Source organism: Microvirga sp. M2 (assembly GCF_047497095.1).
Lineage (GTDB): Bacteria > Pseudomonadota > Alphaproteobacteria > Rhizobiales > Beijerinckiaceae > Microvirga.
Genome location: NZ_CP134063.1, coordinates 2,567,967 through 2,590,153, shown reverse-complemented (window position 1 = coordinate 2,590,153; position 22,187 = coordinate 2,567,967). Strand labels below are relative to the sequence as shown.

23 protein-coding genes and 2 riboswitches are annotated in these 22,187 nt (G+C 68.1%); of the genes, 9 read left to right on the top strand and 14 right to left on the bottom strand.

Annotated elements, in window-relative coordinates:
- Window positions 1-50: 50 nt before the first annotated feature.
- From RE429_RS12265 to cbiE, 5 genes are read right to left on the bottom strand one after another with little or no spacing between them, the layout of a single operon-like run.
- The gene (locus RE429_RS12265; protein ID WP_414471050.1) at window positions 51-1,373 is read right to left on the bottom strand and encodes a cobyrinate a,c-diamide synthase; all 1,323 of its coding nucleotides are present in this window, start codon (window positions 1,371-1,373) and stop codon (window positions 51-53) included.
- A complete protein-coding gene (gene cobA, locus RE429_RS12260) occupies window positions 1,370-2,218 on the bottom strand; it encodes a uroporphyrinogen-III C-methyltransferase (RefSeq protein ID WP_414471048.1) in 849 nt (282 codons plus the stop codon). Before cobA ends, RE429_RS12265 begins: the two co-directional genes overlap by 4 nt.
- Window positions 2,215-2,988 carry a precorrin-4 C(11)-methyltransferase gene (cobM, locus tag RE429_RS12255; RefSeq protein ID WP_414471047.1) on the bottom strand — a complete coding sequence of 258 codons (774 nt, stop codon included), beginning with the start codon at window positions 2,986-2,988 and terminating at the stop codon, window positions 2,215-2,217. The genes cobA and cobM overlap by 4 nt, the downstream gene beginning before the upstream one ends.
- Window positions 2,985-3,371, bottom strand: coding sequence for a cobalamin biosynthesis protein (locus RE429_RS12250; protein WP_414471046.1), 387 nt, complete (start codon window positions 3,369-3,371; stop codon window positions 2,985-2,987). The genes cobM and RE429_RS12250 overlap by 4 nt, the downstream gene beginning before the upstream one ends.
- Window positions 3,368-4,636, bottom strand: a complete 1,269-nt coding sequence (gene cbiE, locus RE429_RS12245; protein WP_414471045.1) for a precorrin-6y C5,15-methyltransferase (decarboxylating) subunit CbiE — start codon at window positions 4,634-4,636, stop codon at window positions 3,368-3,370. The genes RE429_RS12250 and cbiE overlap by 4 nt, the downstream gene beginning before the upstream one ends.
- Here cbiE and RE429_RS12240 point away from each other — a divergent pair.
- Window positions 4,635-5,387: a cobalt-precorrin-6A reductase gene (locus tag RE429_RS12240; protein ID WP_414471044.1), complete on the top strand. Its 753-nt coding sequence runs from the start codon at window positions 4,635-4,637 to the stop codon at window positions 5,385-5,387. The genes cbiE and RE429_RS12240 overlap by 2 nt on opposite strands.
- On the opposite strand, the gene cobJ is transcribed toward RE429_RS12240, so the two are convergent.
- The 7 genes from cobJ to RE429_RS12205 are packed head-to-tail and all read right to left on the bottom strand — an operon-like array spanning window position 5,369 to window position 13,595.
- Window positions 5,369-6,133, bottom strand: coding sequence for a precorrin-3B C(17)-methyltransferase (cobJ, locus tag RE429_RS12235; RefSeq protein ID WP_414471043.1), 765 nt, complete (start codon window positions 6,131-6,133; stop codon window positions 5,369-5,371). The genes RE429_RS12240 and cobJ overlap by 19 nt on opposite strands.
- Window positions 6,130-6,870, bottom strand: a complete 741-nt coding sequence (locus RE429_RS12230; protein ID WP_414471042.1) for a precorrin-2 C(20)-methyltransferase — start codon at window positions 6,868-6,870, stop codon at window positions 6,130-6,132. Before RE429_RS12230 ends, cobJ begins: the two co-directional genes overlap by 4 nt.
- Before the next feature lie 7 nt (window positions 6,871-6,877).
- Window positions 6,878-7,510 (bottom strand): precorrin-8X methylmutase, encoded by a 633-nt coding sequence (locus RE429_RS12225; RefSeq protein ID WP_414471041.1) that lies wholly within the window; start codon window positions 7,508-7,510, stop codon window positions 6,878-6,880.
- Window positions 7,507-8,805, bottom strand: coding sequence for a precorrin-3B synthase (gene cobG, locus RE429_RS12220; RefSeq protein ID WP_414471040.1), 1,299 nt, complete (start codon window positions 8,803-8,805; stop codon window positions 7,507-7,509). The genes RE429_RS12225 and cobG overlap by 4 nt, the downstream gene beginning before the upstream one ends.
- Window positions 8,802-12,134: a cobaltochelatase subunit CobN gene (gene cobN / locus RE429_RS12215; protein ID WP_414471039.1), complete on the bottom strand. Its 3,333-nt coding sequence runs from the start codon at window positions 12,132-12,134 to the stop codon at window positions 8,802-8,804. Before cobN ends, cobG begins: the two co-directional genes overlap by 4 nt.
- A gap of 1 nt (window position 12,135) precedes the next feature.
- The gene (cobW, locus tag RE429_RS12210) at window positions 12,136-13,173 is read right to left on the bottom strand and encodes a cobalamin biosynthesis protein CobW (RefSeq protein ID WP_414471038.1); all 1,038 of its coding nucleotides are present in this window, start codon (window positions 13,171-13,173) and stop codon (window positions 12,136-12,138) included.
- A 26-nt stretch (window positions 13,174-13,199) separates the two neighbouring features.
- Window positions 13,200-13,595, bottom strand: a complete 396-nt coding sequence (locus RE429_RS12205; protein ID WP_414471037.1) for a DUF1636 family protein — start codon at window positions 13,593-13,595, stop codon at window positions 13,200-13,202.
- Between the two features lie 196 nt (window positions 13,596-13,791).
- Window positions 13,792-13,981, bottom strand: a riboswitch (cobalamin riboswitch).
- Window positions 13,982-14,107: 126 nt separating this feature from the next.
- Between RE429_RS12205 and cobO the strand changes: the two genes are divergently transcribed.
- Window positions 14,108-14,713, top strand: a complete 606-nt coding sequence (gene cobO, locus RE429_RS12200) for a cob(I)yrinic acid a,c-diamide adenosyltransferase (protein WP_414471036.1) — start codon at window positions 14,108-14,110, stop codon at window positions 14,711-14,713.
- Window positions 14,714-14,724: 11 nt separating this feature from the next.
- Window positions 14,725-16,179 (top strand): cobyric acid synthase, encoded by a 1,455-nt coding sequence (locus RE429_RS12195; RefSeq protein WP_414474182.1) that lies wholly within the window; start codon window positions 14,725-14,727, stop codon window positions 16,177-16,179.
- On the opposite strand, the gene cbiB is transcribed toward RE429_RS12195, so the two are convergent.
- A complete protein-coding gene (gene cbiB, locus RE429_RS12190; RefSeq protein WP_414471035.1) occupies window positions 16,166-17,152 on the bottom strand; it encodes an adenosylcobinamide-phosphate synthase CbiB in 987 nt (328 codons plus the stop codon). The genes RE429_RS12195 and cbiB overlap by 14 nt on opposite strands.
- Before the next feature lie 12 nt (window positions 17,153-17,164).
- On the opposite strand from cbiB, the gene cobD reads away from it, so the two are divergent.
- The 6 genes from cobD (at window position 17,165) to RE429_RS12160 (ending at window position 21,226) form a co-directional block, all read left to right on the top strand.
- The gene (cobD, locus tag RE429_RS12185; protein ID WP_414471034.1) at window positions 17,165-18,211 is read left to right on the top strand and encodes a threonine-phosphate decarboxylase CobD; all 1,047 of its coding nucleotides are present in this window, start codon (window positions 17,165-17,167) and stop codon (window positions 18,209-18,211) included.
- Window positions 18,208-18,969 (top strand): precorrin-6A synthase (deacetylating), encoded by a 762-nt coding sequence (gene cobF, locus RE429_RS12180; RefSeq protein ID WP_414471033.1) that lies wholly within the window; start codon window positions 18,208-18,210, stop codon window positions 18,967-18,969. Before cobD ends, cobF begins: the two co-directional genes overlap by 4 nt.
- 52 nt (window positions 18,970-19,021) lie before the next feature.
- The gene (locus RE429_RS12175; protein WP_414471032.1) at window positions 19,022-19,306 is read left to right on the top strand and encodes a hypothetical protein; all 285 of its coding nucleotides are present in this window, start codon (window positions 19,022-19,024) and stop codon (window positions 19,304-19,306) included.
- Window positions 19,307-19,352: 46 nt separating this feature from the next.
- Window positions 19,353-19,551: riboswitch (cobalamin riboswitch) on the top strand.
- Between the two features lie 32 nt (window positions 19,552-19,583).
- Entirely contained in the window at window positions 19,584-19,769 is a 186-nt protein-coding gene (locus RE429_RS12170; RefSeq protein ID WP_414471031.1) for a CbtB domain-containing protein, read from the top strand.
- A gap of 11 nt (window positions 19,770-19,780) precedes the next feature.
- On the top strand, window positions 19,781-20,491 hold the full coding sequence (locus tag RE429_RS12165) for a CbtA family protein (RefSeq protein ID WP_414471030.1): 711 nt from the start codon (window positions 19,781-19,783) through the stop codon (window positions 20,489-20,491).
- 354 nt (window positions 20,492-20,845) lie between these two features.
- Entirely contained in the window at window positions 20,846-21,226 is a 381-nt protein-coding gene (locus RE429_RS12160; protein WP_414471029.1) for a hypothetical protein, read from the top strand.
- A gap of 49 nt (window positions 21,227-21,275) precedes the next feature.
- Here RE429_RS12160 and RE429_RS12155 read toward each other — a convergent pair whose 3' ends face one another.
- A complete protein-coding gene (locus tag RE429_RS12155) occupies window positions 21,276-22,178 on the bottom strand; it encodes a dihydrodipicolinate synthase family protein (protein WP_414471028.1) in 903 nt (300 codons plus the stop codon).
- Window positions 22,179-22,187: the final 9 nt, after the last annotated feature.

The following is a 22,187-nucleotide window of genomic DNA, read 5'->3' as shown; positions in this document are numbered from 1 at the left end:
CCGGGAGGATGCCGGTTCTCGAAAGAACGCGGCGGCGATGTGAACGATGGTCATTCGCGCGCGATGGCGTGGAAGAAGCTGCCTGTGACAAAGCCGCTGCGATGGCCGGCAGGTCCGAGACGATGTCCCTCGGCGTCGGCGATCGTGGCGAAGGCCGCACCGGAGGAGGTGTCGCCTCGTGTGACCGAGGCATAGTGAAACTCGTGTCCGACAAGGCGGCTTCCTGCGGTGCCGAGCGCTCCGTCGTGGATCAGATGCGCGACCCGATAGCCGAGATGCATCTTGCGTCTGGCATAGCTCGTCGCGACGGGAAGGAGCCCCGCCATGGAGTGAACGTGGCCGTTCCCGTCCTCGAGCGCCTCGCCCAGGACCATATATCCTCCACACTCCCCATGGACCGGACGATTCGTGGAGAACGCACGCAGGCCTTGAAGGAACCGGTGCGCGCCGGCGATGCGGCCCGCATGAAGCTCCGGATAGCCTCCCGGCAGCCAGCATATGTCGCAATCGGGCGGCGGAGGCTCGTCCGCGAGTGGCGAGAAGGTGACGATCTCCGCTCCCGCCGCTCGCCAGCCTGCGAGCACATGGGGGTAGGTGAACGAGAACGCCTGATCCGACGCGAGGGCGATGCGCTGTCCCGGCGGCGGCAGGGCCAGCGCTGGAGCATCGACGTCGATGCGGGTCGGGCCGCTCAAGGCGAGGAGACGGTCGATGTCGACGGCGGCTTCCACCGCATCGGCGAGGCGCTCCAACCGCAGGCCGAGTTCCGCGGTCTCGCCGGCCTGAACGAGACCGAGATGGCGCTCGGGCAGGGTCAGCGTGTCGGTCCTCATGAGCGCGCCGAGCACCGGCAGGCCGATGCGCGCCATTCCGTCCTCCACGAGCCTGCGGTGACGGTCGCTCGCGACCCTGTTCAGCACCACGCCGGCGATCGTGATCCTCGGATCGAAACGGGCGCAGCCGAGGGCGACGGCGGCGGCCGATTGCGCATGCCCCGAAACGTCGAGCACGAGAACCACCGGCCAGCCGAACAGAGCGGCGATGTCGGCGCTGGCCCCGGTGCGGCCGATCTCCTGGCGCACGCCGTCGTAAAGGCCCATCGATCCTTCGGCGACGATGAGATCCGCGCCGGCCGCGGACGCGGCGGCAAGCGCCGTCAGCAGGCGCGTGCTCATGGCGAAGCTGTCGAGGTTGTAGCTCGGCGCGCCGGTGGCTGCCGCATGGAATGCCGGATCGATGTAGTCCGGCCCGCATTTCACGCCGCGGACGCGCAAGCCACGGCGTGCGAGCGCCCTTTGAAGTCCGAGCGTGATCGTCGTCTTGCCCGATCCTGAGCGGGGCGCCGCGATGAGAAGGCCGGGAGCGATGGTCACTGAGCCGCCTCGTCGCCGAACGCCAGGAGACGATCGGCGATGGCGGAGCGAAAGGCCGCAATCGCCCCGACGGCGATGATCGCGGGAGAGCGGACCATGCCTTTCCCGGCGAGATCGGGCAGGTCTTCGAGCCTTGCCTCCACAACGCTTTCCCGGGACGTCGTCGCCTCGTGGACGGTGAGCGTCGGCGTGTCGCCGGCCAACCCTCCTTCCATCAGAGCGCCGACGATCGACGAAATGCTCGAAACGGCCATGTAAAGAACGATCGGAACGCCCGTGCGGGCCAGGGAGGCCCAGTCGATATCCTCGCCGGGGGCCGGATGGCCCGTCGCGAGAATGACCGCATGGTTGGATTTGCGGAACGTCGCCGGCACTCCATGGACCGCCAGCGATGCGAGGCCGCTCGACACTCCTGGAACGATGCGGAACGAGACTCCGGCCTCGGCAAGCGCCAGCGCCTCCTCGCCGCCTCGCCCGAAGATGAAGGGATCGCCCCCTTTCAGCCGCAGCACCCGGCGGCCCTCGCGGGCAAGCTGGATCAGCCGTTCGCAGATGTCCCGCTGAACCGCCGAGGGCCTGCCTCCACGCTTGCCCGCGAATTCGAGCACGGCGTCCGCGCGGGCGAACGACAGGATATCCGGTCCGACCAGCGCGTCGTAGACGATCACATCCGCCGTCGCCAGGGCGTTGAGAGCATGGAGCGTCAGCAGCCCTGGATCGCCCGGACCCGCCCCGACGAGCCAGACGGTTCCCGGGGTCAGCGATGGCGTGACGCGGCTCTGGCGCGCCAGGCGTGTTTCCGCGCTCTCGCCTGATCCGGGATCGAAGGGCGGGATGTGCTTCATCGCGTGTCCTTGCGCAGGCTGGGACGGAAGCGTCGGTCGTAATCCGTCGAGTAGAGCGCGCTGTCGCGGAAATCAGTCGCCTCGAGGGTGCGGCCCACCAGGATCAGGGCCGTTCGCTCCAGCTTTTCCGCGTGGACCATGGGGGCAATGGTTCCAAGAGTGCCTTTCAGGACCCGCTCGTCGGGCCAAGACGCGCGCCAGACCACGGCGGCGGGACAATCGGCGCCGTACGCCGGCAGCAGATCCTCGACAACCTTCTCGATGACGTGGATCGAGAGATGAATCGCGAGCGTCGCCCTCGTCTCGGCGAACAGCGCGAGGCTCTCCGTCTCCGGCATGGAGGACGCCCGGCCCGACGTGCGGGTGAGAACCACCGATTGGCCGATTTCAGGCACGGTCAGCTCTCGCCCGAGCACGGCCGCCGCCGCCGCGAAGGCCGGAACGCCGGGCGTAATCGTATAGGGAATGCCGAGCCCGTCGAGACGGCGGATCTGCTCGCCCATGGCGCTCCAGATCGACAGGTCGCCCGAATGCAGGCGCGCGACATCCTCGCCGCGCTCGTGCGCTCGCGCATATTCCGCCGTGATGGCCTCGAGATCGAGCGGCGCCGTGTCGACGAGGCGTGCACCGGGCGGGCACCAGGACAGGATCTCCGGCGGCACGATGGAGCCGGCATAGAGGCAGACGGGGCAGCTTTCGACGAGACTGCGCCCGCGGACGGTGATCAGGTCGGCGGCTCCCGGACCTGCTCCGATGAAGTGAACGGTCATGAACGTATCTCCCCTCGTGCGAGGGCGCAGGTGACGGAGGCCGAGGCGATGCGCTCCAGGATGAGTTCCGATCGCGGTCCTCCCGCCGCGAGCGCGGCGGCCTCCGCGACCGATCCGACCCCGTGGGCCGCCATGGAGCGCCCCGAGTGCGTGCGCCCGCGCGGGGCCGCGGCGGCCAGGGCCTGTTCTGCAACACAGACGGGCGTGACGGCAAGACGGCGGGCGGCTTCCGCAAACGTCGAAAGGGTGGCGAGCGGCTCGACCGTCGCGAGCCGATCCAGCTCATGTCTCGCCATCGCGGCGCGGGCAAGCGCCTGTTCCACGAGCGCGACGATCTCGTCGGCGGCAGCGCCCCGCCTGAATCCCACACCGGCCACGATCATGGCTTCGTCCCCACCCATTGCGTGACGGGCATGGCCGCTCGCCAGCCGTGCATGGCGCCGATGCGGTCCAGGCGAGAAACCGCCAGCCGCCGCATGAGGCCCCCGTGACGGGCATGAAGAGTGCCGAGCAACGTTTCGGTCTCAAGGGTCACCGCATTGACGACCAGGCGCCCACCGGGCCTGAGCGCCGTCCAGGCCGCGTCGAAGATTCCGGGTTCGGATGCGCCGCCGCCGACGAACACCGCGTCCGGAGAGGGCAGGCCGGTGAGCGCCTCGGGAGCGCGACCGAGCCTGATCTCCAGGGCTGTGGCGCCGAGGTCCGCCGCGTTGCGGCGCGCCCGTTCGGCCCGGTCCTCACGCTCCTCGATTCCGATGCAGCGGTTTCGCGGATGGCGCAGGCACCACTCGATGCCGACCGAACCCGCACCCGCGCCGATGTCCCACAGCAATTCGCCCGCTCTCGGTGCGAGCGCCGCGAGCGTCAACGCGCGGATTTCCGCCTTCGTGAGCTGACCGTCATTCTCGAACCACGTGTCGGGAAGGCCCGGCGCCAGGGGAACGATGCGGGCATCGTCCGCAGCCGCGACCTCGATGGCGACGGAATTGAGCGGGGCGATGTCCGCGATGGCGAAGCCGGCTGCGGTCGTGGATCGGATGCGCTCGCGCGATCCCCCCATGGCCTCGAGCACGGTGACCGTCGAGGAGCCTAAACCTCTTGCCTTCAGCAATTCGGCAAGTCTGCCCGGCGTGCTGCCGTCCCACGACAAGGCGATGATGCGCGCGCCCGGCTGAAGAGAGGGCACGACCCGTTCGAGAGCCCTTCCGTGAAGACTCACGCAGTCGCACTCGGGCAACGACCAGCCCAGGCGCGCGGCCGCGAGGCTGAAGGCGGAGGGCTGTGGAAAGCTGACGATCTCCTCGGCCGGGACCAGGCGGGCAAGTTCGGCGCCGATGCCGTACTGGAAGGGGTCGCCCGTCGCGAGCACGCATGTGGGCTCGCCCCGTCTTTCCAGCACCAACCCGTATCCGTCAGAAAAAGGGCTCGGCCACGCGAGCGTACGCGCGGAAAGAGGGGCGGCCAAGTCGAGGTGGCGCGCGCCCCCGATCACGAGCTTCGCCCCGTCGAGAGCGGCGAGGGCGGCCGCCGACAGGCCCGCGCGCCCGTCTTCGCCGATGCCGATGATGGTCAGCCAGGGACGGCCCGGCGCAGCGCCCGACCGAGGGACGGTCGACTCGGGCGCGGAATTCGGAGAAAAGGAGTTCATGCGCATTCTCGTTCTAGGCGGCACCACGGAAGCCTCCGCGCTCGCGGCGCGGCTCGCGAACCGGGCCGACTTCAACCCTCTCCTGTCTCTCGCAGGCCGTACCCGCGACCCGCATCCGTTGCCGATCCCGACACGCATCGGCGGCTTCGGCGGTGTGGAGGGGCTGACCCGCTTCCTGCGGCATGAGGATATCGAAGCGGTGGCCGATGCGACGCATCCCTTCGCCGCCATCATGTCCCGCAATGCCGCTGAAGCCTGCGCGAGGGCCGGGGTGCCGCTGCTCGCCCTGCGCCGTCCGCCCTGGACCCGGCAGGAGGGCGATCGCTGGATCGATGTGCCGTCCATGGAAGCCGCGGTCGCCGCGCTTGGAGAGACGCCTCGCCGTGTCTTTCTCACGATCGGCCGGATGGAGCTTTCTCACTTCGCGGCTGCGCCCTGGCACACTTACCTGGTCCGGACCATCGAGCCCGTCGGCGATGCGCTTCCGGTTCCGAATGTCGTCGCCATTCGCGACCGCGCGCCCTTCGACGAGGCTGCCGAGCATGCGCTCATGGAGCGCGAGCGGGTCGACGTGCTGGTGACGAAGAATTCGGGCGGCGCCGCGACCTATCCGAAGATCGCGGCTGCGCGGATTCTGGGCCTGCCGGTCATCGTCGTGGCGCGGCCCCGCGTGCCTGCGGGCGTCGAGGAGGTTGCCACGGCAGACGCGGCTCTCGACTGGCTCGAACGGCGTCACGCCCGCACTCCGTAAGAGCGGGGCGTGTACACGTAGGGCGTATCGCCGTCGCCTTTCACGATCCGCCGCGTCGTGCTTGCGCCGATGATCACCATTGTGGACATGTCGGCAAGCGAGGCCTCCACCTCGCCGAGCGCCAGGATTCGAATGCGTTCATCGGGACGCCCGACCGCGCGGGCGAGGATGACCGGCGTATCGGGGCCTCGTGTTTCGGCGACGATCGTCAGCGCCGCGCCGAGCTGCCAGGGCCTTGCGGAGGAAATCGGGTTGTAGAGCGCCACGACGAAATCGGCTTCGACGGCCGCTCTCAAACGCTTCTCGACGACCTCCCAGGGCTTGAGATTGTCGGAGAGCGACATGGCGCAGAAGTCGCCGCCCAGCGGCGCGCCCACCCGGGCGGCGGCGGCGAGCATCGCCGTGATGCCGGGCTCGACGTGGATATCGAGGCCGCGCCACGCGGGATCGCCCGTCTCGAGCGCTTCGAACACCGCCGCCGCCATCGCGAACACGCCGGGATCTCCTCCGGACACCACGGCGACCCGGGCACCATTGGCGGCAAGATCGAGGGCGAAGCGCGCGCGGTCGAGTTCGACGCGGTTGTCCGAGACATGGCGGCGCTGACCGGGCTGTTCCGGCACGCGGCCGACATAGGGGCCATAGCCGACGAGGTCCGTTGCCGAGGCGAGGGCCTCGCTGGCAGCCGGCGTCAGCCAGCGCGGATCGCCCGGGCCGAGGCCGACGATGGTGATCCGGCCCGTCATACGCGCCTCCCTTGTCCGGGCACGATGACGAGCGAGAAATAGGGAGCTTCGATCGTCTCCGGCAGATCGGCGAGCGGAACGATCCGCTCCTCCGCCATCGTGGCGCGCTCCACATAGATCGCACGGTCCAGAAGTCCCGCGGAGGCAAGAGCCTTGCGGACCTTCGGCAGGTTGCGACCCAGCTTCATCACCACGGCGGCGTCCGTACCGGAGAGGCGTCGCGTCAACTCGGTCTCGGTCAACGTTCCGGGCACCACGGTGAGCACGTCGTCGCCCCAGGTGATCGGCGCGCCGGCCCGGGTCCAGGCACCCGACATGCCGGAGATAGCGGGCACGACTTCGGTCGGCACCTTGTCCTTGAGACGCCACCAGAGATGCATGAAGGAGCCGTAAAAGAAGGGGTCGCCCTCGCACAGCAGGGCGACCGTGCGGCCTGCTTCGATCTCCGCGAGGAGCTTGTCCGCCGAGGCCTCGTAGAAGGGTTTGAGCGCGGCGGCATAATCCGGGTGATCGGCCGGGATCTCCGTCGTCACCGGATACACGAGTGCGATCTCCCGCTCCGGGTCCGCACCGACGACGGCGTCGGCGATGGCACGCGCATTGCCCCGTTTTCCGCGCTTGCAGAAATGGGCGAGCCGGTCGGCCGTCTCGAGCACCTTGCGGGCGCGCACCGTCATATAGTCCGGATGACCGGGCCCGAGCCCGAGGCCGAAGAAGCGAATGGCGGTCTGGGTCATGCCTGCCTCACTCGATGGGGTGGGCCAGGGCATTGACCGCTGCGGCCGCCATCGCGCTGCCGCCGCGCCGCCCATGGACGACGAGATAAGGGACTCGGCCATCCCGGGCCAGGGCGTCCTTGGACTCCGCCGCTCCGATGAAGCCGACCGGAATGCCGATCACCGCCGCAGGCTTCGGAGCACCCGCATCGAGCATTTCGAGGAGGCGGAACAGGGCGGTGGGCGCGTTGCCGACGACCACGACGGAACCCTCGAGGTGCTCCCGCCACAACTCCATGGCGGCCGCCGAGCGGGTGTTGCCGAGGTCTGTTGCCATCGCGGGAACGCGGGGATCGTCGAGAGTGCAGATGACCGCGTTGTCCGCGGGCAACCGGGAGCGGGTGATGCCGTTCGCCACCATCTTGGCATCGCACAGGATCGGCGCACCGCGCTTGAGGGCTTTCTCCGCTGTCTCGGCAAAGTCGGACGAAAGACCGACATCGGCAGGCAGATCCGTCATGCCGCAGGCGTGGATCATGCGCACGACAACGCGTTCGGCCGTGCCGGAAAAACGGGAGAGGTCCGCTTCGCTGCGGATGATCGCGAAGGAGCGGCGATAGATCTCGGCTCCTACGCGGATGTAGTCGCGGGCGTTGCTCATCGCGCATTCTCGGCGAGAGCGTGGCGCAGGTCGTCCAGGGTTCTGAGAGGCAATAAGCGCGTCATGAGATCGTCGATGGAAAGGTGGAGGCAGGCGGCATCCTGCGTGGAGGCGTTCGGAATGACGTCATAGCGGCCATCGCCGCGGGCCGCCAGCGTGAGGTCGGCCCGGCCCGGATGGGCGCAGCCCTTTCGGCAGCCCGAGACGTGAAGGGTGGCGCCTTCCGCCAGAAGATGACCGCAGGCGCCTGCGATCCGCAAAGCGTCGGCGGGAGCAGGCGTCAAGGCGCTGGCGCAGTCGGGCTTGCCGGGGCAGGCGAGCAGGGAGAGGCGGGGATCCCCCGCGTCGGTGATGAAGCCCGAGCGGCGGGCCTCATCGAGGATCGCATCAAGGCTGGTGACCGCGATGCCAGGAAGCAGAATTCCGCGCGTGAACGACAGGCGGATTTCCCCCGTGCCGAAGCGCTCGCTCCATGCGGCGACCTGCTCGAGCTGCGCGCTTCCACAACGCCCGAAGGGAAGGGCGAGAAGAAGGGCCTTGCCGCCATGGGCATCGACGATACCGGCCCGTGGTGACGAAGGACGGGCGCCAGGAGAAGAGGCGGGTCCGAGCGCCGCGGCATCGGCGAGTTCGCGCACGAGGCTCCGCTCGAGATGGCGCAGCCGCCGGGCTTTGGTCCGCCCGGCCGTTATCATCCCGGCATATCCGGACAGGATGGCGGCGACCGCCTCCGGCACCCGCGACAGGTCCGTCGCGCCGATCCACTCGGGACCCTCGGGCGATGCGACGCCGACGGCGGCGGCATCGCCATCATCCTGAGCCAGCAGGTGAAGGTCGGCCCCGATGGCATCGAGCGGCATGGATCCGCCGCCATCGACGGCGATGAAGACTTTGGCCGGAAGACCGTCTATGCCGCGGGCCGTGTCCTCGACGACCTGAGCGAGGGCCAGGGTGTCGAAACAATCGTCCGGATCGATGCCCGCGAGCGGGGAGGTTGCGGTGGGATGGGTCGGGCCGTCTCCTTCGGGTTCGACGAGGCCTTCCCGATCGAGGAGCGCGCGCAGCTTTGGGTAAGTCTCGTCCCGCACTCCGCGAAGCTGCAGGTTGCCGCGTCCCGTGATATCGAGATGGCCGTTGCCGAAACGTCGTGCGGCATCGGCGACGAGGCGCGCCTGATCGGCCGGCAGCCTGCCGCCGAGACAATGAAGGCGCACGAGCAGACCGTCGCCGGTCGCCATCGGGCGGCGCACGCCCGGGCACCAGCCTCTGCGCGTGACGGTGCTCGCGGCTGTCATTCCGTCCCCTCCTGTCGGGCCGTCCCCTCTTGCCGGGCATCCTCGAACAGCACTGCCACGGAATTGAGGCGGCTGTGCCACAATCCCCGCCGTCTCGCCTGCGCGAGGCGATCCCGGATGGCCTGCGCGGCGGCCGGGTTCGCGTCCGCCATCCGCTTGCGAAGCTCTTCATCGGCCAGAAGCGCCGTGAACAGGAGATCGAACGCTCCGGATGACACCGCATCCGTCGTGGCCGCGAGGGCAAAGAGCGCATCGACCCCTTGTGCGATCTCGGCAACGCCGCGCCAGCCATGGCGGAGCTGGCCCTCGATCCAGCGTGGATGCGTCAGGCGACCGCGCACGAGCCGATCCACGTCCTCATGGAGAATGCGGGCCCTCGGGTTCTGCGGCCGGCTTGTGTCGAGGCTGTAGAGCGCCGGGGATGCGCCGAGCACTTCGGCGGCAGCGGCAAAGCCGCCGATGGCATCGGCGGCGGAATCGCCGTCCAGGATGTCGCGCTCGGCCACGTCGCTCACATGCACGAAGGCTTCCGCCTGCCGGACCCTGGCCGGAAAGCTCTCATCCACGCCCAGAGCCCCCGAAGCCCCGAACGCATGGGAGGTGCCCTCGAGATAGGTGCGGCCGAGATCGTTCCTGCCGCTCCATTCTCCGTCCAAGGCGCGGGCCGATACGCCCGCACCGTAGGTGCCCGGCGCCGATCCGAACACGCGCGAAAGCGCCTCGCCGCGACGGCGGGCGGCCGCGAGTTCGTTCCAGTCGTCTTCCTCGTCGAGCGCAGCCACGGCGCGCGCTGCCTGATCGAGGAGGGCGATCTGGTCGGGGAACGTATCCCTGAATGCACCCGAGACGCGCACCGTGACGTCCGCGCGGGGCCGGTCGAGCAGCGGTTGCGGCACGATCTCGAAGCCGGTCACGCGGGTGGAGGCATGGTCCCAGACCGGGCGAACGCCCATGAGAGCGAGCGCATGAGCGATATCCTCGCCGCCGGAGCGAAGCGTCGGCGAGGCCCACAGGTCCATCACGACCCGGCGCGGCCAATCGCCTTCCTCCTGCAGATGGCGCCGCACGACTTCCGCCGCCGCGCGCCAGCCGAGTTCGGTTGCCGCGCGCGTCGGAATGGCGCGCGGATCGAGCGTCGTGAGATTGCGGCCGGTGGGCAGAACGTCCGTATGGCCGCGCGTGGGCGAGCCTGCGGGACCCGGAACGGCAAAGCGCCCATCGAGTGCCTTGAGCAGGCCTTCGCGTTCGCCGGCGCTGCTACTGTCGAACCCGACGGGAGCCTGCCCGAAGATGTGGAGGCCGTCGCGGATCGTCACCTCGCCGAGATCGCAGAGATGGGCGTCGAGGCGCGTCAGAGCTTCGTCCATGGGCATGGCGTCGTCGACCCCGCAGATCGCGGCAAGGCCGCCGGCTTTTGCCCGCTCCAGGATCTCCCGGGCGACGAGATCGGCGCGCCCCGGATGAAGGACCTGCGCGGAGGAAAACTCCTCCACCAGCTCGCGCAGAGCCGCCGCCTCCCCGGTGAGGCCGCTGTCACCGGTCTGCGGCGTGAGGTGCCCGATGGTCACTGCGCCGATCCGGCGCTTGGCGGGAGCGGCCTCGCCGGGATCGTCGACGATGAAGGGATAGATCACGGGGAGCGGGCCGGTGGCGAGGCGCGGCCAGCAGGTGGGGGACAACGCCACCGCCTTGCCGGGCAACCATTCGGTGGTCCCGTGGGTGCCCAGGTGCACGAGGGCGTGGATGTCTTCCAGGATTCTTAAACCGCAATAGAACGCGAGATAGCCGTGGCTCGGCGGGCATTCCGGATCATGATAGAAGCCCTTGCGGTCCTGTCCGTGCCCCCGGTCGGGTTGCAGAGCGACAAGAACGTTGCCGGCGCGGATCGCGCGAAAGCGGAAGGCTTCGCCGTCCAAGGCCGCATCGTTCTCCGGGACGCCCCACCGTTCATCGATTGCGGTTCTCAGTTCTTCGGGCACGCCGCCGAGCCAGGCGCGGTAGGCTGCGAGCGGAACCGCGAAGGAGGGTTCGCCCTCGGTCAGCCGCGGCATGAGATCGGCGGCGGTGAAGTCCCTGTGGGCGTCGTACCCGGCATCGCGCAGCAGATCGAGGATCGCGCAGGCGCTGGCCGGCGTATCGAGCCCGACGGCAAATCCGGCGCGGCCGCCGCGCGCCGGATAATCGGAGAGAACGAGCGCCAGCCGCCGCTCGGCGCGTGATGCACGGCCGAGGCGGATCCAGGCGGACGCCATGGCGGCCACCATGTCGATGCCGGCTGCGTCCGGCGCCTGGATTCGATGAGAGAAGCTCAGGGCGGGATCGGCGGGCTCCTCGGCCTTGAACGAGATCGGCCCGGCCGCGATGCGCCCGTCGAATTCCGGCAGGGCGATCTGCATGGCGAGATCCGCAGCGGAGAGACCACGCGGAGAAGCCTCCCAGGCGTCCTTCGGGCTGCCGACGGGAATCGCCTGGAGGATGGGACAATCCGCTTCATCGAGCACGAAACCGACCTCGTCGCGCGCCGAGAATGCCGTCGTCGTGACGATCACATCCGGCCGGCGGAGCCGGATCGCACGGCGCAGGACGGCGACGGCCTCCGGATCCTTCAGGCTCGAGACCGCGAGCACGAGCGGAGTGATGCCGCGTGCGTGGAGCGCCGCGGACAGAGCCTCGACGGCCTGCATGTCGCCTGAAAGAAGCACTGAGCGGTAAACGAGCACATGCGCGAGCCGGCGTTGCGGCGGGCAGCGGGCGAGCAGCGTTTCCGGCGAGACGATTCCTTCCTCGGGCGTCCAGGCGAAGGCCCGAGGAGAGGGGCGCGGCGGCTCCGCCGCTCCATCCGCGCCGCCGATCTCGGCGCCGATCCGCGCCAGCAATCGCCTCATGTTGTCGATGCCGCCGGCCTGGAAATAGGTTTCCAGCGCGTCGCAGAGGGCAGGGGAAACGGTTGCGTAGGCCGCGAGCCGGGGGTCGGGACGGTCGTCGCCCGGTATCACGGCCAGCTTCACGCCCTCTGCGCGGCAGGTTTCCGACAGGCGCTCCAGGCCATAGCGCCAGTAATCGCGTCCTCCGAGGCAGCGCACGAGAACGAAGCGCGATCTCGCGGCGGTTTTATCGACATAGAGATCGATCGACAGAGGATGGCGCAGGCGGCGGAGCGAAGCCAGACGAAGCGACGGTCCGTCCGGCCTGCGCCTGTGGGCAGCCGCCAGCGCGCCGAGGTCGCTGTCCGCGAAGGACAGGACCACGATATCCCCCGGAGGCTGCTGGAGGTCGATGGCCTCCGCGCCTTCGTCGAGGGATACGGTCGTGACCGGGAGAAGGTGCATCTCACCCGTTGCGCAGAGCGGACTCGACGGCCTTCACGTCGAAGCCCTTGAGGCCGATCACCACCATGCGCCCGTCCCGCGCTTCGCCGGATTTCCAGGGCCGGTCGAAGTGATGGGCGATCCGCTGACCGACGCCCTGGACGACGAGGCGCATCGGCTTGCCGTCGACCGGTGCGAAGCCCTTGATGCGCAGCACGCCCGCCGCCTCCGCCGCGCGCTCCACGCGGGCGACGAGCGCTTCCGGCGTCGCGACAGGACCGACCGGGATCGCGACGCTCTCGAAATCGTCGTGGTCGTGATCGTCGGCCGTCTCATGATGGGAGGGGCGTGCCTCCAGATCGGCTTCGGCGGCGGCGCCCAGGCCGAGCAGCACGGCCGGATCGATCCTGCCATGCGCTGTCTCGATCACTTTCACGGCGCGCGGCAGATGTTCGTCGATCGCGGCGAGAACCTTCGCCCTGTCGCCCGATGCCATCTGGTCGGTCTTGTTGAGGAGGATGAGGTCGGCGCAGAGCAGCTGGTCCTCGAAGACCTCCTCCAGCGGGTTCTCGTGATCGACCGAGCTGTCGGAGGCACGCTGGGCTTCCAGCGCCTGGGGATCCTCCGCGAAGGCGCCGGAGGCGACGGCCGGGCCGTCCACCACGGCGATCACGCCGTCGACCGTGACGCGCGAGCGGATATCCGGCCAGTTGAAGGCCCGCACCAGGGGCTTCGGCAGGGCGAGGCCCGAGGTTTCGATGAGAATGTGCTCCGGCGGGTTCGGCCGGTTGAGAAGGGTGTTCAGGGCGGGCACGAAATCGTCCGCCACCGTGCAGCACAGGCAACCGTTCGGCAGCTCCACGATGTCCTCCTGCGTGCAGCCCTCGATGCCGCAGCCTTCGATGAAGGAGCCGTCGAATCCGAGATCGCCGAACTCGTTGACGAGAACCGCGAGACGACGGCCGCCGGCATTCTCCAGAAGGTGACGCACCAGAGTGGTTTTTCCGGCGCCGAGAAAACCCGTCACGATGGTGCAGGGGATCTTGGTCAGATCGCTCATGGAGGCGAACCTTTCAGCAGCTTCGATCAAGCCGCGCTGTTGGTCTTGAGAGGGGGAATGCGGGCCACGACGCCCTTTCGGAAAACCTCCGGCCGCTCGCGCCAGGGCACGAGACCATCGGAGGTTGCCGCATAGCGGCGCAATCCGTCGAGGATGGCCTCGACCGAGGTTTCGGAGCTCAGATCACCATAGACATAGGTCCACCGGTCGGGTCCGGACACGGCGATCGTACAGGGGCGCTTGCACACGGAGAGGCACTCGACCGCTTCGATTCGCACCTTCGGGGCGTCCGGGCGAGCGAGTGCTTCGGTCAACGCCTTGTGAAGGAGCGCGCCGGGCCTGAGCGCCGTGTCGTCCGGGCCGCCGGCCTCACGGCAGGTGACGCAGACGTGCAGGCAGATCTCTTCGGAATCGGGAGCCATGGACTTCGGCTACATCGCGCCGGGCAGGGCAACAAAATGGGTTCTGGCAAGAAAGCAGGGTTTGGGCAGAACGCGTGCAGGCATGTATCTCTCCGTCGGGAGACCTGAAGGCCGGTTGGGCTTCCACGGACGGAACCGAACGATCGCGAATCGTTCGACTACGGTCACCGTCGGCACACCCCGTCCGACAGACCCGAGAGAAGCTGTTGACGACGGCAGGTCTCCTGGCTCACGGGTCGATGCGTTGCGCAGCCGCCTTCCCGGGACCTCTTCCCAGTGGCATGTGGAGCGCAGGCTCGCCGTTCACAGTTGCGGGGGCAGCCGCGGTGTCTCACCGCATTCCCTTTTCACCCCGTTGCCGGGGCACCGTCGTCACCATGCTTACCGGGGCGGAGGCCATCTTTCAAGCCTTCCTCCGAGGATGGGCAAGCCTTCGTCCGAGGATGAGCATACCTTGAATTCCTCGCCCGTGCTCGTCATGGTGCGGGCTTCTCATACGGATGCAGGACCCGATGACCCCGGATGAAGAGGCGCGCCATCGCGCCAAAATGATCAAGCGCAAGGAAGTCCAGGACCGCGAGGTCGCCTCGAAGACGGTCGAGAAAGGGCTCCTCATCGTCAATACCGGGCCCGGCAAGGGCAAGTCGACGGCGGCCTTCGGGCTCATGCTGCGGGCCTTGGGGCGGGGCTTCAACGTCGGCGTCGTCCAGTTCATCAAGGGAGCCTGGGAAACCGGCGAGCGTCTCGCCCTGGACCGGTTCTCCGACCAGATCGAGTGGCATACGATGGGTGAGGGATTCACCTGGGAGACCCAGGACCACGCCCGCGATGTGGCCGCCGCCGAGCGGGCCTGGAGCAAGGCGCAGGAGCTGATGGCCCGCGAGGACATCCGCCTTCTGGTCCTCGACGAACTCAATATCGCCCTGCGATACGACTACCTGCCCCTTGGCGATGTCGTCGTGGCGCTGCGGCGGCGAAGAGCGGATCTCCACATCGTCGTGACCGGGCGCAACGCGAAGCCGGAATTGATCGAAGCGGCCGATCTCGTGACGGAGATGACCCTGGTGAAGCACCATTTCGCGGCCGGCGTCAAAGCGCAGGAAGGCATCGAGTACTGATGCGCGCGCTCATGGTGCAGGGGACCGGCTCGAATGTGGGCAAGTCGCTCCTCGTCGCGGGCCTGTGCCGTGTCTTCGCGCGGCGCGGCCTCAGGGTCCGCCCGTTCAAGCCGCAGAACATGTCGAACAATGCGGCCGTCACCGCGGACGGCGGCGAGATCGGCCGCGCCCAGGCGCTCCAGGCGCGGGCCGCGGGCGTGCCTCCGAGCGTTCACATGAATCCCGTTCTGCTCAAGCCCCAGAGCGAAACCGGCTCGCAGGTGGTTGTGCAGGGGCGTCGCGTCGGAACCGCCAGGGCCCGGGAGTATCAGTCCTGGAAGCCGCGCCTGATGGCCGCCGTGCTCGACAGCTTCGCCCGCCTCGGCGAAGAGGCGGACCTCGTCCTCGTCGAGGGCGCAGGCTCCGCATCGGAGGTCAATCTGCGCGCCGGCGATATCGCCAATATGGGCTTTGCCCGCGCCGCCGGAGTGCCGGTCGTCATCGTCGGCGATATCGATCGGGGCGGGGTCATCGCGAGCCTTGTCGGCACGAGGGCGGTGCTCGACGAGGCCGATGCCGCCATGGTGCGCGGCTTCATCGTCAACCGATTCCGGGGAGACACGGCGCTGTTCGACGACGGAATGCGCTTCATCGCGGAGCGCACCGGCTGGCCCGCGCTCGGGCTCGTGCCGCACTTTCCCGATGCCCAACGCCTTCCGGCGGAGGACGGCCTCGGCCTTCGTCGGGCCGGAGCCGGGCCGAACGAAGGCTCCGTTCTGATCGCCGTGCCGGTGACACCGCGGATCTCCAATTTCGACGATCTCGATCCTCTGCGTGAAGAGCCGGGCGTTCAGGTCGCCTTGATCGAGGCCGGCGAACCTCTTCCGGCGGAGGCGGCGCTCGTCCTCCTGCCCGGCTCCAAGACCACCATCGACGATCTGCTGTTCATCCGCGCCCAGGGATGGGACATCGACATCAAGGCCCATTGCCGCCGGGGAGGGCGGGTCCTCGGCCTGTGCGGCGGCTATCAGATGCTGGGACGGCGGATCGACGATCCGTTCGGGATCGAGGGAGAGGCGGGCCGTTCCGTGGAGGGGCTGGGGCTTCTCGACGTGGCCAGCACGCTCACGGAAACGAAACGCCTGGAGGCCGTCACGGGAACGACGATCCCGGACGGGATCCCCTTGTCGGGCTATGAGATGCATGTCGGCGAGACGTCGCGGCAGAGCGTGTCGGTGCAGGCGTTCGCCCGGCTGGAGGATGGTCGTCTCGACGGCGCCGTCTCGGCGGACGGGCGGGTGACGGGAACCTACGTCCACGGATTGTTCGCCGACGACCGCCAAAGAGCCCGCTGGCTCCGGCTTGTCGGAGCCGAGCCGAGCGATCTGGCCTACGAGGCGCTCGTGGACGACATCCTCGACCGCTTCGCCGACCATCTGGAAAAACACCTGGATTGCGAACGGCTTCTGGAACTCAGCTTGCGATAAGCCAGATCAGCATCGGGATGGTCAGGGCCAGCCCGAACAGCAGGGTGCAGGCTGTCCGATAGAGGACGAGCGCCCGGTCGATGTCCTGCGCCGTCGCGTCGGCGCGTCCGTCGCCCATCCACCGGTCTTCGACGCGTACATTCCCATAGATGCGCGGTCCGGCAAGCCGCAGGCCGAGGGCGCCCGCCATCGCGGCCTCGGGCCATCCGGCATTGGGCGACCGATGATGGCGAGCATCCCGAAACAGAGCGCGCAGAGCCGCACGCGGCGAGGCGTTCCGGTTCAGGGCGGCGGCGATGACGATGAGAAGGGCGGTCAGGCGCGAGGCCGGCAGGTTCACCAGGTCGTCGAAGCGCGCGGCTGCCCAGCCGAAGGCCTCGTGCCGGGGCGTGCGGTGTCCGATCATGCTGTCGGCGGTATTCGCAGCTTTATAGAGAACGGCGCCGGTCGGGCCGCCGATGCCGAGCCAGAAAGCCGGGGCGACGATGCCGTCGGAAAAGTTCTCGGCAAGGCTCTCGATGGCGGCGCGGGAGACACCGGCCTCGTCGAGGCTCTGCGGGTTTCGCCCGACGATCATCGAGACGGCCGCACGCCCGCCTTCGATCCCGTGCTCCCGCAATCCTGTCGAGACGGCCGCCACATGCTCGTGAAGGCTGCGCTGCGCCAGAAGGCTGCTGGCCAGAACCGCGATGGCGCAGAATCCGATCGGACCCGTGGCTGCGAGTGCGAATTCCATGGACCGAGCCGCAAGGCCTGTCACGGCGAGAAGCACGAGAAGGGCGAGGAGGCCCGCGGCGCGGCGTCGGCCGGCGCTCCAGGTTTCGCGGTTGAAGGAGCGGTCGAGCGCCTTGATCAGCCTCCCGATCCAGGTGACGGGGTGCCCGATCCGCGTATAAAGACGGCCGGGATAGCCGAATGCCGCCTCCACCGCGAGGGCGAGGACCAGAACCAGGAAGCTATCGGACCATGACATGGGTTGAATCGAATGGTTGAGACACGGATCCTGCACGGCGGAAATCTCGGAGAAGCCCGAAGGCTGTTTCCCGATGCACCCGAGCCGTGGGTGGACCTGTCGACGGGAATCAACCCCATAGCGTATCCTCTGCCTGCCTTGCCAGCGTCCTCGTTCGAGCGGCTGCCTCCGCCCGACGCCCACGCGGATCTGGAAGCCGCCGCCGCCGAGGCCTATGGAGCGACGGAAACGGGGGGACTCGTGGCCGCTCCGGGCACGCAGATCCTCATCAGCCTCCTGCCGCACCTGCGGCCGCGCTCGAAGGTTGCCGTCATCGGGCCGACCTATGCCGAGCACGCGCATGCCTGGCGCGGCGCAGGGCATGAGGTGGCGGAGATCGTCACGCCCGATGACGGCCGCGACGCGGATGTTCTCGTCGTCGTCAACCCCAACAACCCCGACGGCCGGCTTCTTCCGCGGCGAACGCTGGTCGAGCTGGCGGCGCGGCATCATCGACGCGGCGGCTGGCTCGTGGTGGACGAAGCCTTCGCGGATTTCGATTCCGGTGAAACGATCGTGCCGTCTCTCCCCGACGGGACCATCGTTCTACGCTCGTTCGGAAAGACTTACGGCCTTGCGGGGATACGATTGGGATTTGCCGTCGCGCAGCCTGTCGTGGCCGGCCTCCTGCGGGAGGCGCTCGGGCCTTGGGCGGTGACCGGGCCTGCCATCGAGGTGGGGAGAATGGCTTTGCGGGACAACCGATGGCGGCTTGCCGCCGCCGCGGCGCGGGCGAGGGATGCCGGTCGGCTCGACGCGCTCCTGCGGCAGGCGCTCGGAACGGCCTCGGTGGGAACGACGCTCTACCGGATGGTCGAGAGCCCTGCCGCAGCAAGCCTCTTCGCCCATCTCGGGGAGCGTGGAATCTGGATCCGGCGTTTCAAGGACGATCCGCACCGCCTGCGCTTCGGACTGCCGGGCTCCGATGAGGACTGGCTGCGCCTGGAAGCGGCCTTTGCCGGTTTCGCCGGACGAAGCACGAGCGCGGCGCATCCCAATCGCGAAGAGGGCCTTGCATGAGAAAGATCTACGTCATCGGCCTCGGGTCGGGAAATCCCGATCACATGACCATTCAGGCCATCAAGGCGCTCAACGAGGTCGATGTCTTCTTCATGGTCGACAAGGGAGCGGCTGCGGGCGAACTCATCGATGTGCGCGAGGACATCTGCCGGCGCTTCATCGAGGATCCCGATTACCGCATCGTGCGCGCCCGCAATCCCGTGCGCGACGCCCGGTCGGCGGATTACCGGCACGGCGTCGAGGAATGGCACCGGGCGAGGGCCGCCGTCTCCGAGGGCCTGATCCGCGACGAACTGGGGCCGGACGAATGCGGTGCCTTCCTCGTCTGGGGCGATCCCGCGCTCTACGACAGCACGATCAGAATCCTCCATCACGTCCTGGCGCAGGGCAGGGTGAGCTTCGACTACGAGGTGATCCCGGGAATCAGCAGCGTTCAGGCGCTGGCGGCCGCCCACAAGATCCCCTTGAACGACATCGGCGAGGCGGTTCACATCACGACGGGGCGCAAGCTCGCCCAAGGCCGTGCGGGCGATGCCGACAGCATCGTGGTCATGCTCGACGGGGAGAACAGCTTCAAGTCGGCCCCGGCCAGGGACTCCCATATCTACTGGGGGGCTTATGTCGGGATGCCGGACGAGACGATCATCGCCGGTCCCGTTGAAGAGGTCAAAGACCGGATCGAGGAGGTCCGTCGGACCCTTCGGGAGAAGAAGGGCTGGATCATGGACATCTATCTCCTGAAGAGGGGCGGAGCATGAGGGCGCCGGAGTCGACTATCCCGAGGTCGGATATTCCGAGGCGACATGGCGCATGACGACCCGACATGACGGCCCGATATGGCGGCACGACGTCGATGCCCTGGCGTTCCGGCCACGCGGGCACGAAGGCTTCTGCTTCATCCACCGGCTGGCATTCCGCTCCTTGAGCGGGGAGGGCGGCCGGGACATCTGCGAAGCGTATTTCCGGACGAACCGCGACGCCTTCGAACGGGCGGCTCAGGTCAAGATGAGCCGGGTCGACATGCCCGCGGAGCAGAATTTCCACCTGACGAGCCGCGATATCCGGCGGGCGCTTGCGATGGTTGCCGACCCGTGAGGGAGAGCCAGGTCTGCTTTCGCACCCTTGTGGTTTGATGAAAGAGGGTTATAGCTAAGATGCCGGTCCCTTTTTTGGGATAGCAAGGGAATACGGTGCGGGCGTCTTTCGCCCAATGCCGTGGCTGCCCCCGCAACTGTAGGCGGAGAGCGTTCCTCGCTGCGCCACTGGGATACACCCGGGAAGGCAAGAGGAAGCGCGCTGATCCGTGAGCCAGGAGACCTGCCGGCGTCGACAAACCTCTCGAAGTCCTCGGGTGGAGGACAAAGGACAGCTCATGAGCACTCACCAGACCTCGTTTCCGATTCCGTCGTCGGCGACCGCAACGTCCCGGCTCGCGCAGATCGGCCTCGCCGCATTCCTCGGTCTCTTCGTCGTCGGGATCGCGGGCTTCTCGCATATCGAGGCCATCCACAATGCGGCGCACGACGTTCGCCACTCGCTCGCGTTCCCCTGCCATTAAGGGTTCGAGTGATGGCAATCTTCCGTAACATCGTCTTCATCGCGGCTCTTGCAGGTCTTGCGGCGGGCCTCGCGATGACGGCCATGCAATATGCCGGCACCGTCCCCCTGATCCTGAAAGCGGAAACCTTCGAGGGAGCCGAGCCTGCCCACGATCATGCCGCCGCGCCGAACGCGGCGGCTATCCCTCACACGCACGATCACGACGAGGAGGGCTGGGCGCCGAAGGACGGCTTCGAGCGCTCCGCCTATACGGCTCTCGCCAATGTCGTGACGGCCATCGGCTTCGCGCTTCTGCTCGTGGCCGCCTCGGAATTGAGAGGCGGGTTGACCGGCTGGCGTCAGGGAATCTTCTGGGGGCTGGCGGGGTTTGCTGTGTTCACGCTCGCGCCCGGCCTCGGGCTTCCGCCCGAACTCCCAGCGATGCCCGCTGCGGAACTCGGTCAGCGTCAGGTCTGGTGGGTTGCAACGGTTCTGGCGACCGGCATCGGGCTCGCCCTCCTCGTCTTCAAGCAATCCTTGCCGCTTGCCGTTCTGGCGGTCGCGCTCATCGTGGCTCCGCATCTCGTGGGCGCGCCTCAACCCGAGAGCTTCGAGTCTCCCGTCCCGCACGCGTTGGCGCATGAGTTCATCGTCATGGCGTCGGTGACCAGTCTCGTTTTCTGGGTCGTTCTCGGCGGCGTTGCCGGTTTCGCGCGTTCGCGCGCTCAACCCATGGCATGACGTTGCGGGCGTTTCGGCGCCCGCAATCGCTCGCCAGCCTCCGCGCAGCACCCCTAAAGGGTGCTGTTGCCGTTTCAGGAGGCCTTTGAGCATCGGACGTGAAATGTGGAACCCCCGTTTGGGATTGCAGCCGGTGCCGGAAGTCGATGATTTCGAGCATCTTTTGACGCAAAGACGACCATCAATCGAGCTTGGCGGGTGTTCCGCAAACGGATCGCTGGACATTCGGGATCAAACTTGGACGGCTGATCGAAAAGAGCGCATACTGGCGTCATCACCAGCATGTCGGACCTCACAGGCGCTGGTGGCTGAGAGAGATGTGCGCTCCCGCCTGAATGGCTGAGGAGAGTCGCCATGACCGGTGACCTCGACCGAGAGCGCGCACATCTGATCCTGGCGGATCGGCACCTCGTGGCGGGCGAGCAGCGTGTCGCCGGGCAGATCGCCTTGATCCAAAGGATAACCGAGCATGGCCGGGATAGCACCACGGCCAGGGACCTGCTGCGCCTGCTGGAAGAGACCATGGTGCTCTGGCAGGACCACCGCCGGCTCATCCTGGACGCCATCGCCCGGCACGAGCGGGTGATTCCGACTTCCCCTCAGGCGGATCCTGGACAAACTGTGCCCAGACCCTGGCTGGCTCTTCCGGCGGGTGCGGCAGGAGCGGATCCAGTTCAGCGCCGATCCGGGCCATCTCCCAGGCGTGATGCCGGACCTGCTCCTGCGTCTGCTTAAGAGCCCGGCGGAGCTGCGCGGCGGGTTGCCGTCATGGGGGAGGGGCCGATCACGCGAGGATATCCGCCGGCAGGCGCGCCAGCGTATCGGCGACGTGGCGTTTCGCCGGGGCGGAAAGCGGCAGGATGGGCCGTGGCGGCTCGGTGCGGCAGATCTCTAGGAGATCGGCGAGCGCGTAGACGACGCGAAGGCTCGAGTACTGCCTGAACAAGTCCCAAAGCGGTTCCAGCATGCCGTCGAGCCGGCGCGCCTCGGCGGCGTCGCCCTGTCGGGCGGCCCTGACGATCCTCAGGCACACACTGGGCAACAGGCCGCCGAGGACGCTGTACCACGTGTCGGCACCGGCGATCATGGTCTCCGCCGCCGTCCAATCCGCACTGCACCCGATCGAGAAGTCCTGCGGGAGGATCGCGCGCTGTCCGGCAAGGTGCTGCGCCGTGTCATCCGCACCGACACCGGGGTTCTTGATCGCAACGATGCCCGGCACCCCGGCGAGGCGGCCGACGAGGTCCGGAGTGAACTTGAAATGCGTCGTGCCCGGATTGTCATAGATCACGATCGGCAGTCCGCTCCCGCGCGCCACGGCCGAGACATGCTCGAACACCTCGTCGTCGGTGAGCGGCGTATACGAGGCCGCCGAGAGCAGGCCAGCCGCCGCACCGATGTCCTTGGCGTCCCGGGCGAGCGCGACCGCCTCGTCGGTGCGCAACGCGCCGATCCCGGCAATGACCGGAACCCAGCCGGAGGATTCGTCCAGCGCTGCCTCGATGGCGCGGCGCCTCTCGTCGCGGGTCAGATACATGTAGGTGCCCGTGCTGCCGAGCAGGCCGATGGAATCGACGTCGGCCGCAACCAGGCGGCCCACCAGCCGTCGCAGCGCGGCTTCGTCCACGCGGCCGGCATGATCGGCGGGGGTGATCGGAAAGGCGGACAGGCCGCTGGGGAATCTCATGATGCAACG

Coding starts and splice junctions, on each gene's coding strand:
- RE429_RS12230 (WP_414471042.1), bottom strand. CDS start 6,870: ATGACCCAGACCGCCATTCGCTTCTTCGGCCTCGGGCTCGGGCCCGGT.
- RE429_RS12195 (WP_414474182.1), top strand. CDS start 14,725: ATGGTGCAGGGGACCGGCTCGAATGTGGGCAAGTCGCTCCTCGTCGCG.
- cobJ (WP_414471043.1), bottom strand. CDS start 6,133: ATGACGGGCCGGATCACCATCGTCGGCCTCGGCCCGGGCGATCCGCGC.
- cbiE (WP_414471045.1), bottom strand. CDS start 4,636: ATGAACTCCTTTTCTCCGAATTCCGCGCCCGAGTCGACCGTCCCTCGG.
- cobN (WP_414471039.1), bottom strand. CDS start 12,134: ATGCACCTTCTCCCGGTCACGACCGTATCCCTCGACGAAGGCGCGGAG.
- cobM (WP_414471047.1), bottom strand. CDS start 2,988: ATGACCGTTCACTTCATCGGAGCAGGTCCGGGAGCCGCCGACCTGATC.
- RE429_RS12165 (WP_414471030.1), top strand. CDS start 19,781: ATGGCAATCTTCCGTAACATCGTCTTCATCGCGGCTCTTGCAGGTCTT.
- cobW (WP_414471038.1), bottom strand. CDS start 13,173: ATGAGCGATCTGACCAAGATCCCCTGCACCATCGTGACGGGTTTTCTC.
- cobG (WP_414471040.1), bottom strand. CDS start 8,805: ATGACAGCCGCGAGCACCGTCACGCGCAGAGGCTGGTGCCCGGGCGTG.
- RE429_RS12205 (WP_414471037.1), bottom strand. CDS start 13,595: ATGGCTCCCGATTCCGAAGAGATCTGCCTGCACGTCTGCGTCACCTGC.
- RE429_RS12155 (WP_414471028.1), bottom strand. CDS start 22,178: ATGAGATTCCCCAGCGGCCTGTCCGCCTTTCCGATCACCCCCGCCGAT.
- RE429_RS12240 (WP_414471044.1), top strand. CDS start 4,635: ATGCGCATTCTCGTTCTAGGCGGCACCACGGAAGCCTCCGCGCTCGCG.
- RE429_RS12160 (WP_414471029.1), top strand. CDS start 20,846: ATGACCGGTGACCTCGACCGAGAGCGCGCACATCTGATCCTGGCGGAT.
- RE429_RS12170 (WP_414471031.1), top strand. CDS start 19,584: ATGAGCACTCACCAGACCTCGTTTCCGATTCCGTCGTCGGCGACCGCA.
- cobA (WP_414471048.1), bottom strand. CDS start 2,218: ATGAAGCACATCCCGCCCTTCGATCCCGGATCAGGCGAGAGCGCGGAA.
- RE429_RS12250 (WP_414471046.1), bottom strand. CDS start 3,371: ATGATCGTGGCCGGTGTGGGATTCAGGCGGGGCGCTGCCGCCGACGAG.
- cbiB (WP_414471035.1), bottom strand. CDS start 17,152: ATGTCATGGTCCGATAGCTTCCTGGTTCTGGTCCTCGCCCTCGCGGTG.
- cobF (WP_414471033.1), top strand. CDS start 18,208: ATGAGAAAGATCTACGTCATCGGCCTCGGGTCGGGAAATCCCGATCAC.
- cobD (WP_414471034.1), top strand. CDS start 17,165: ATGGTTGAGACACGGATCCTGCACGGCGGAAATCTCGGAGAAGCCCGA.
- RE429_RS12175 (WP_414471032.1), top strand. CDS start 19,022: ATGACGACCCGACATGACGGCCCGATATGGCGGCACGACGTCGATGCC.
- RE429_RS12225 (WP_414471041.1), bottom strand. CDS start 7,510: ATGAGCAACGCCCGCGACTACATCCGCGTAGGAGCCGAGATCTATCGC.
- cobO (WP_414471036.1), top strand. CDS start 14,108: ATGACCCCGGATGAAGAGGCGCGCCATCGCGCCAAAATGATCAAGCGC.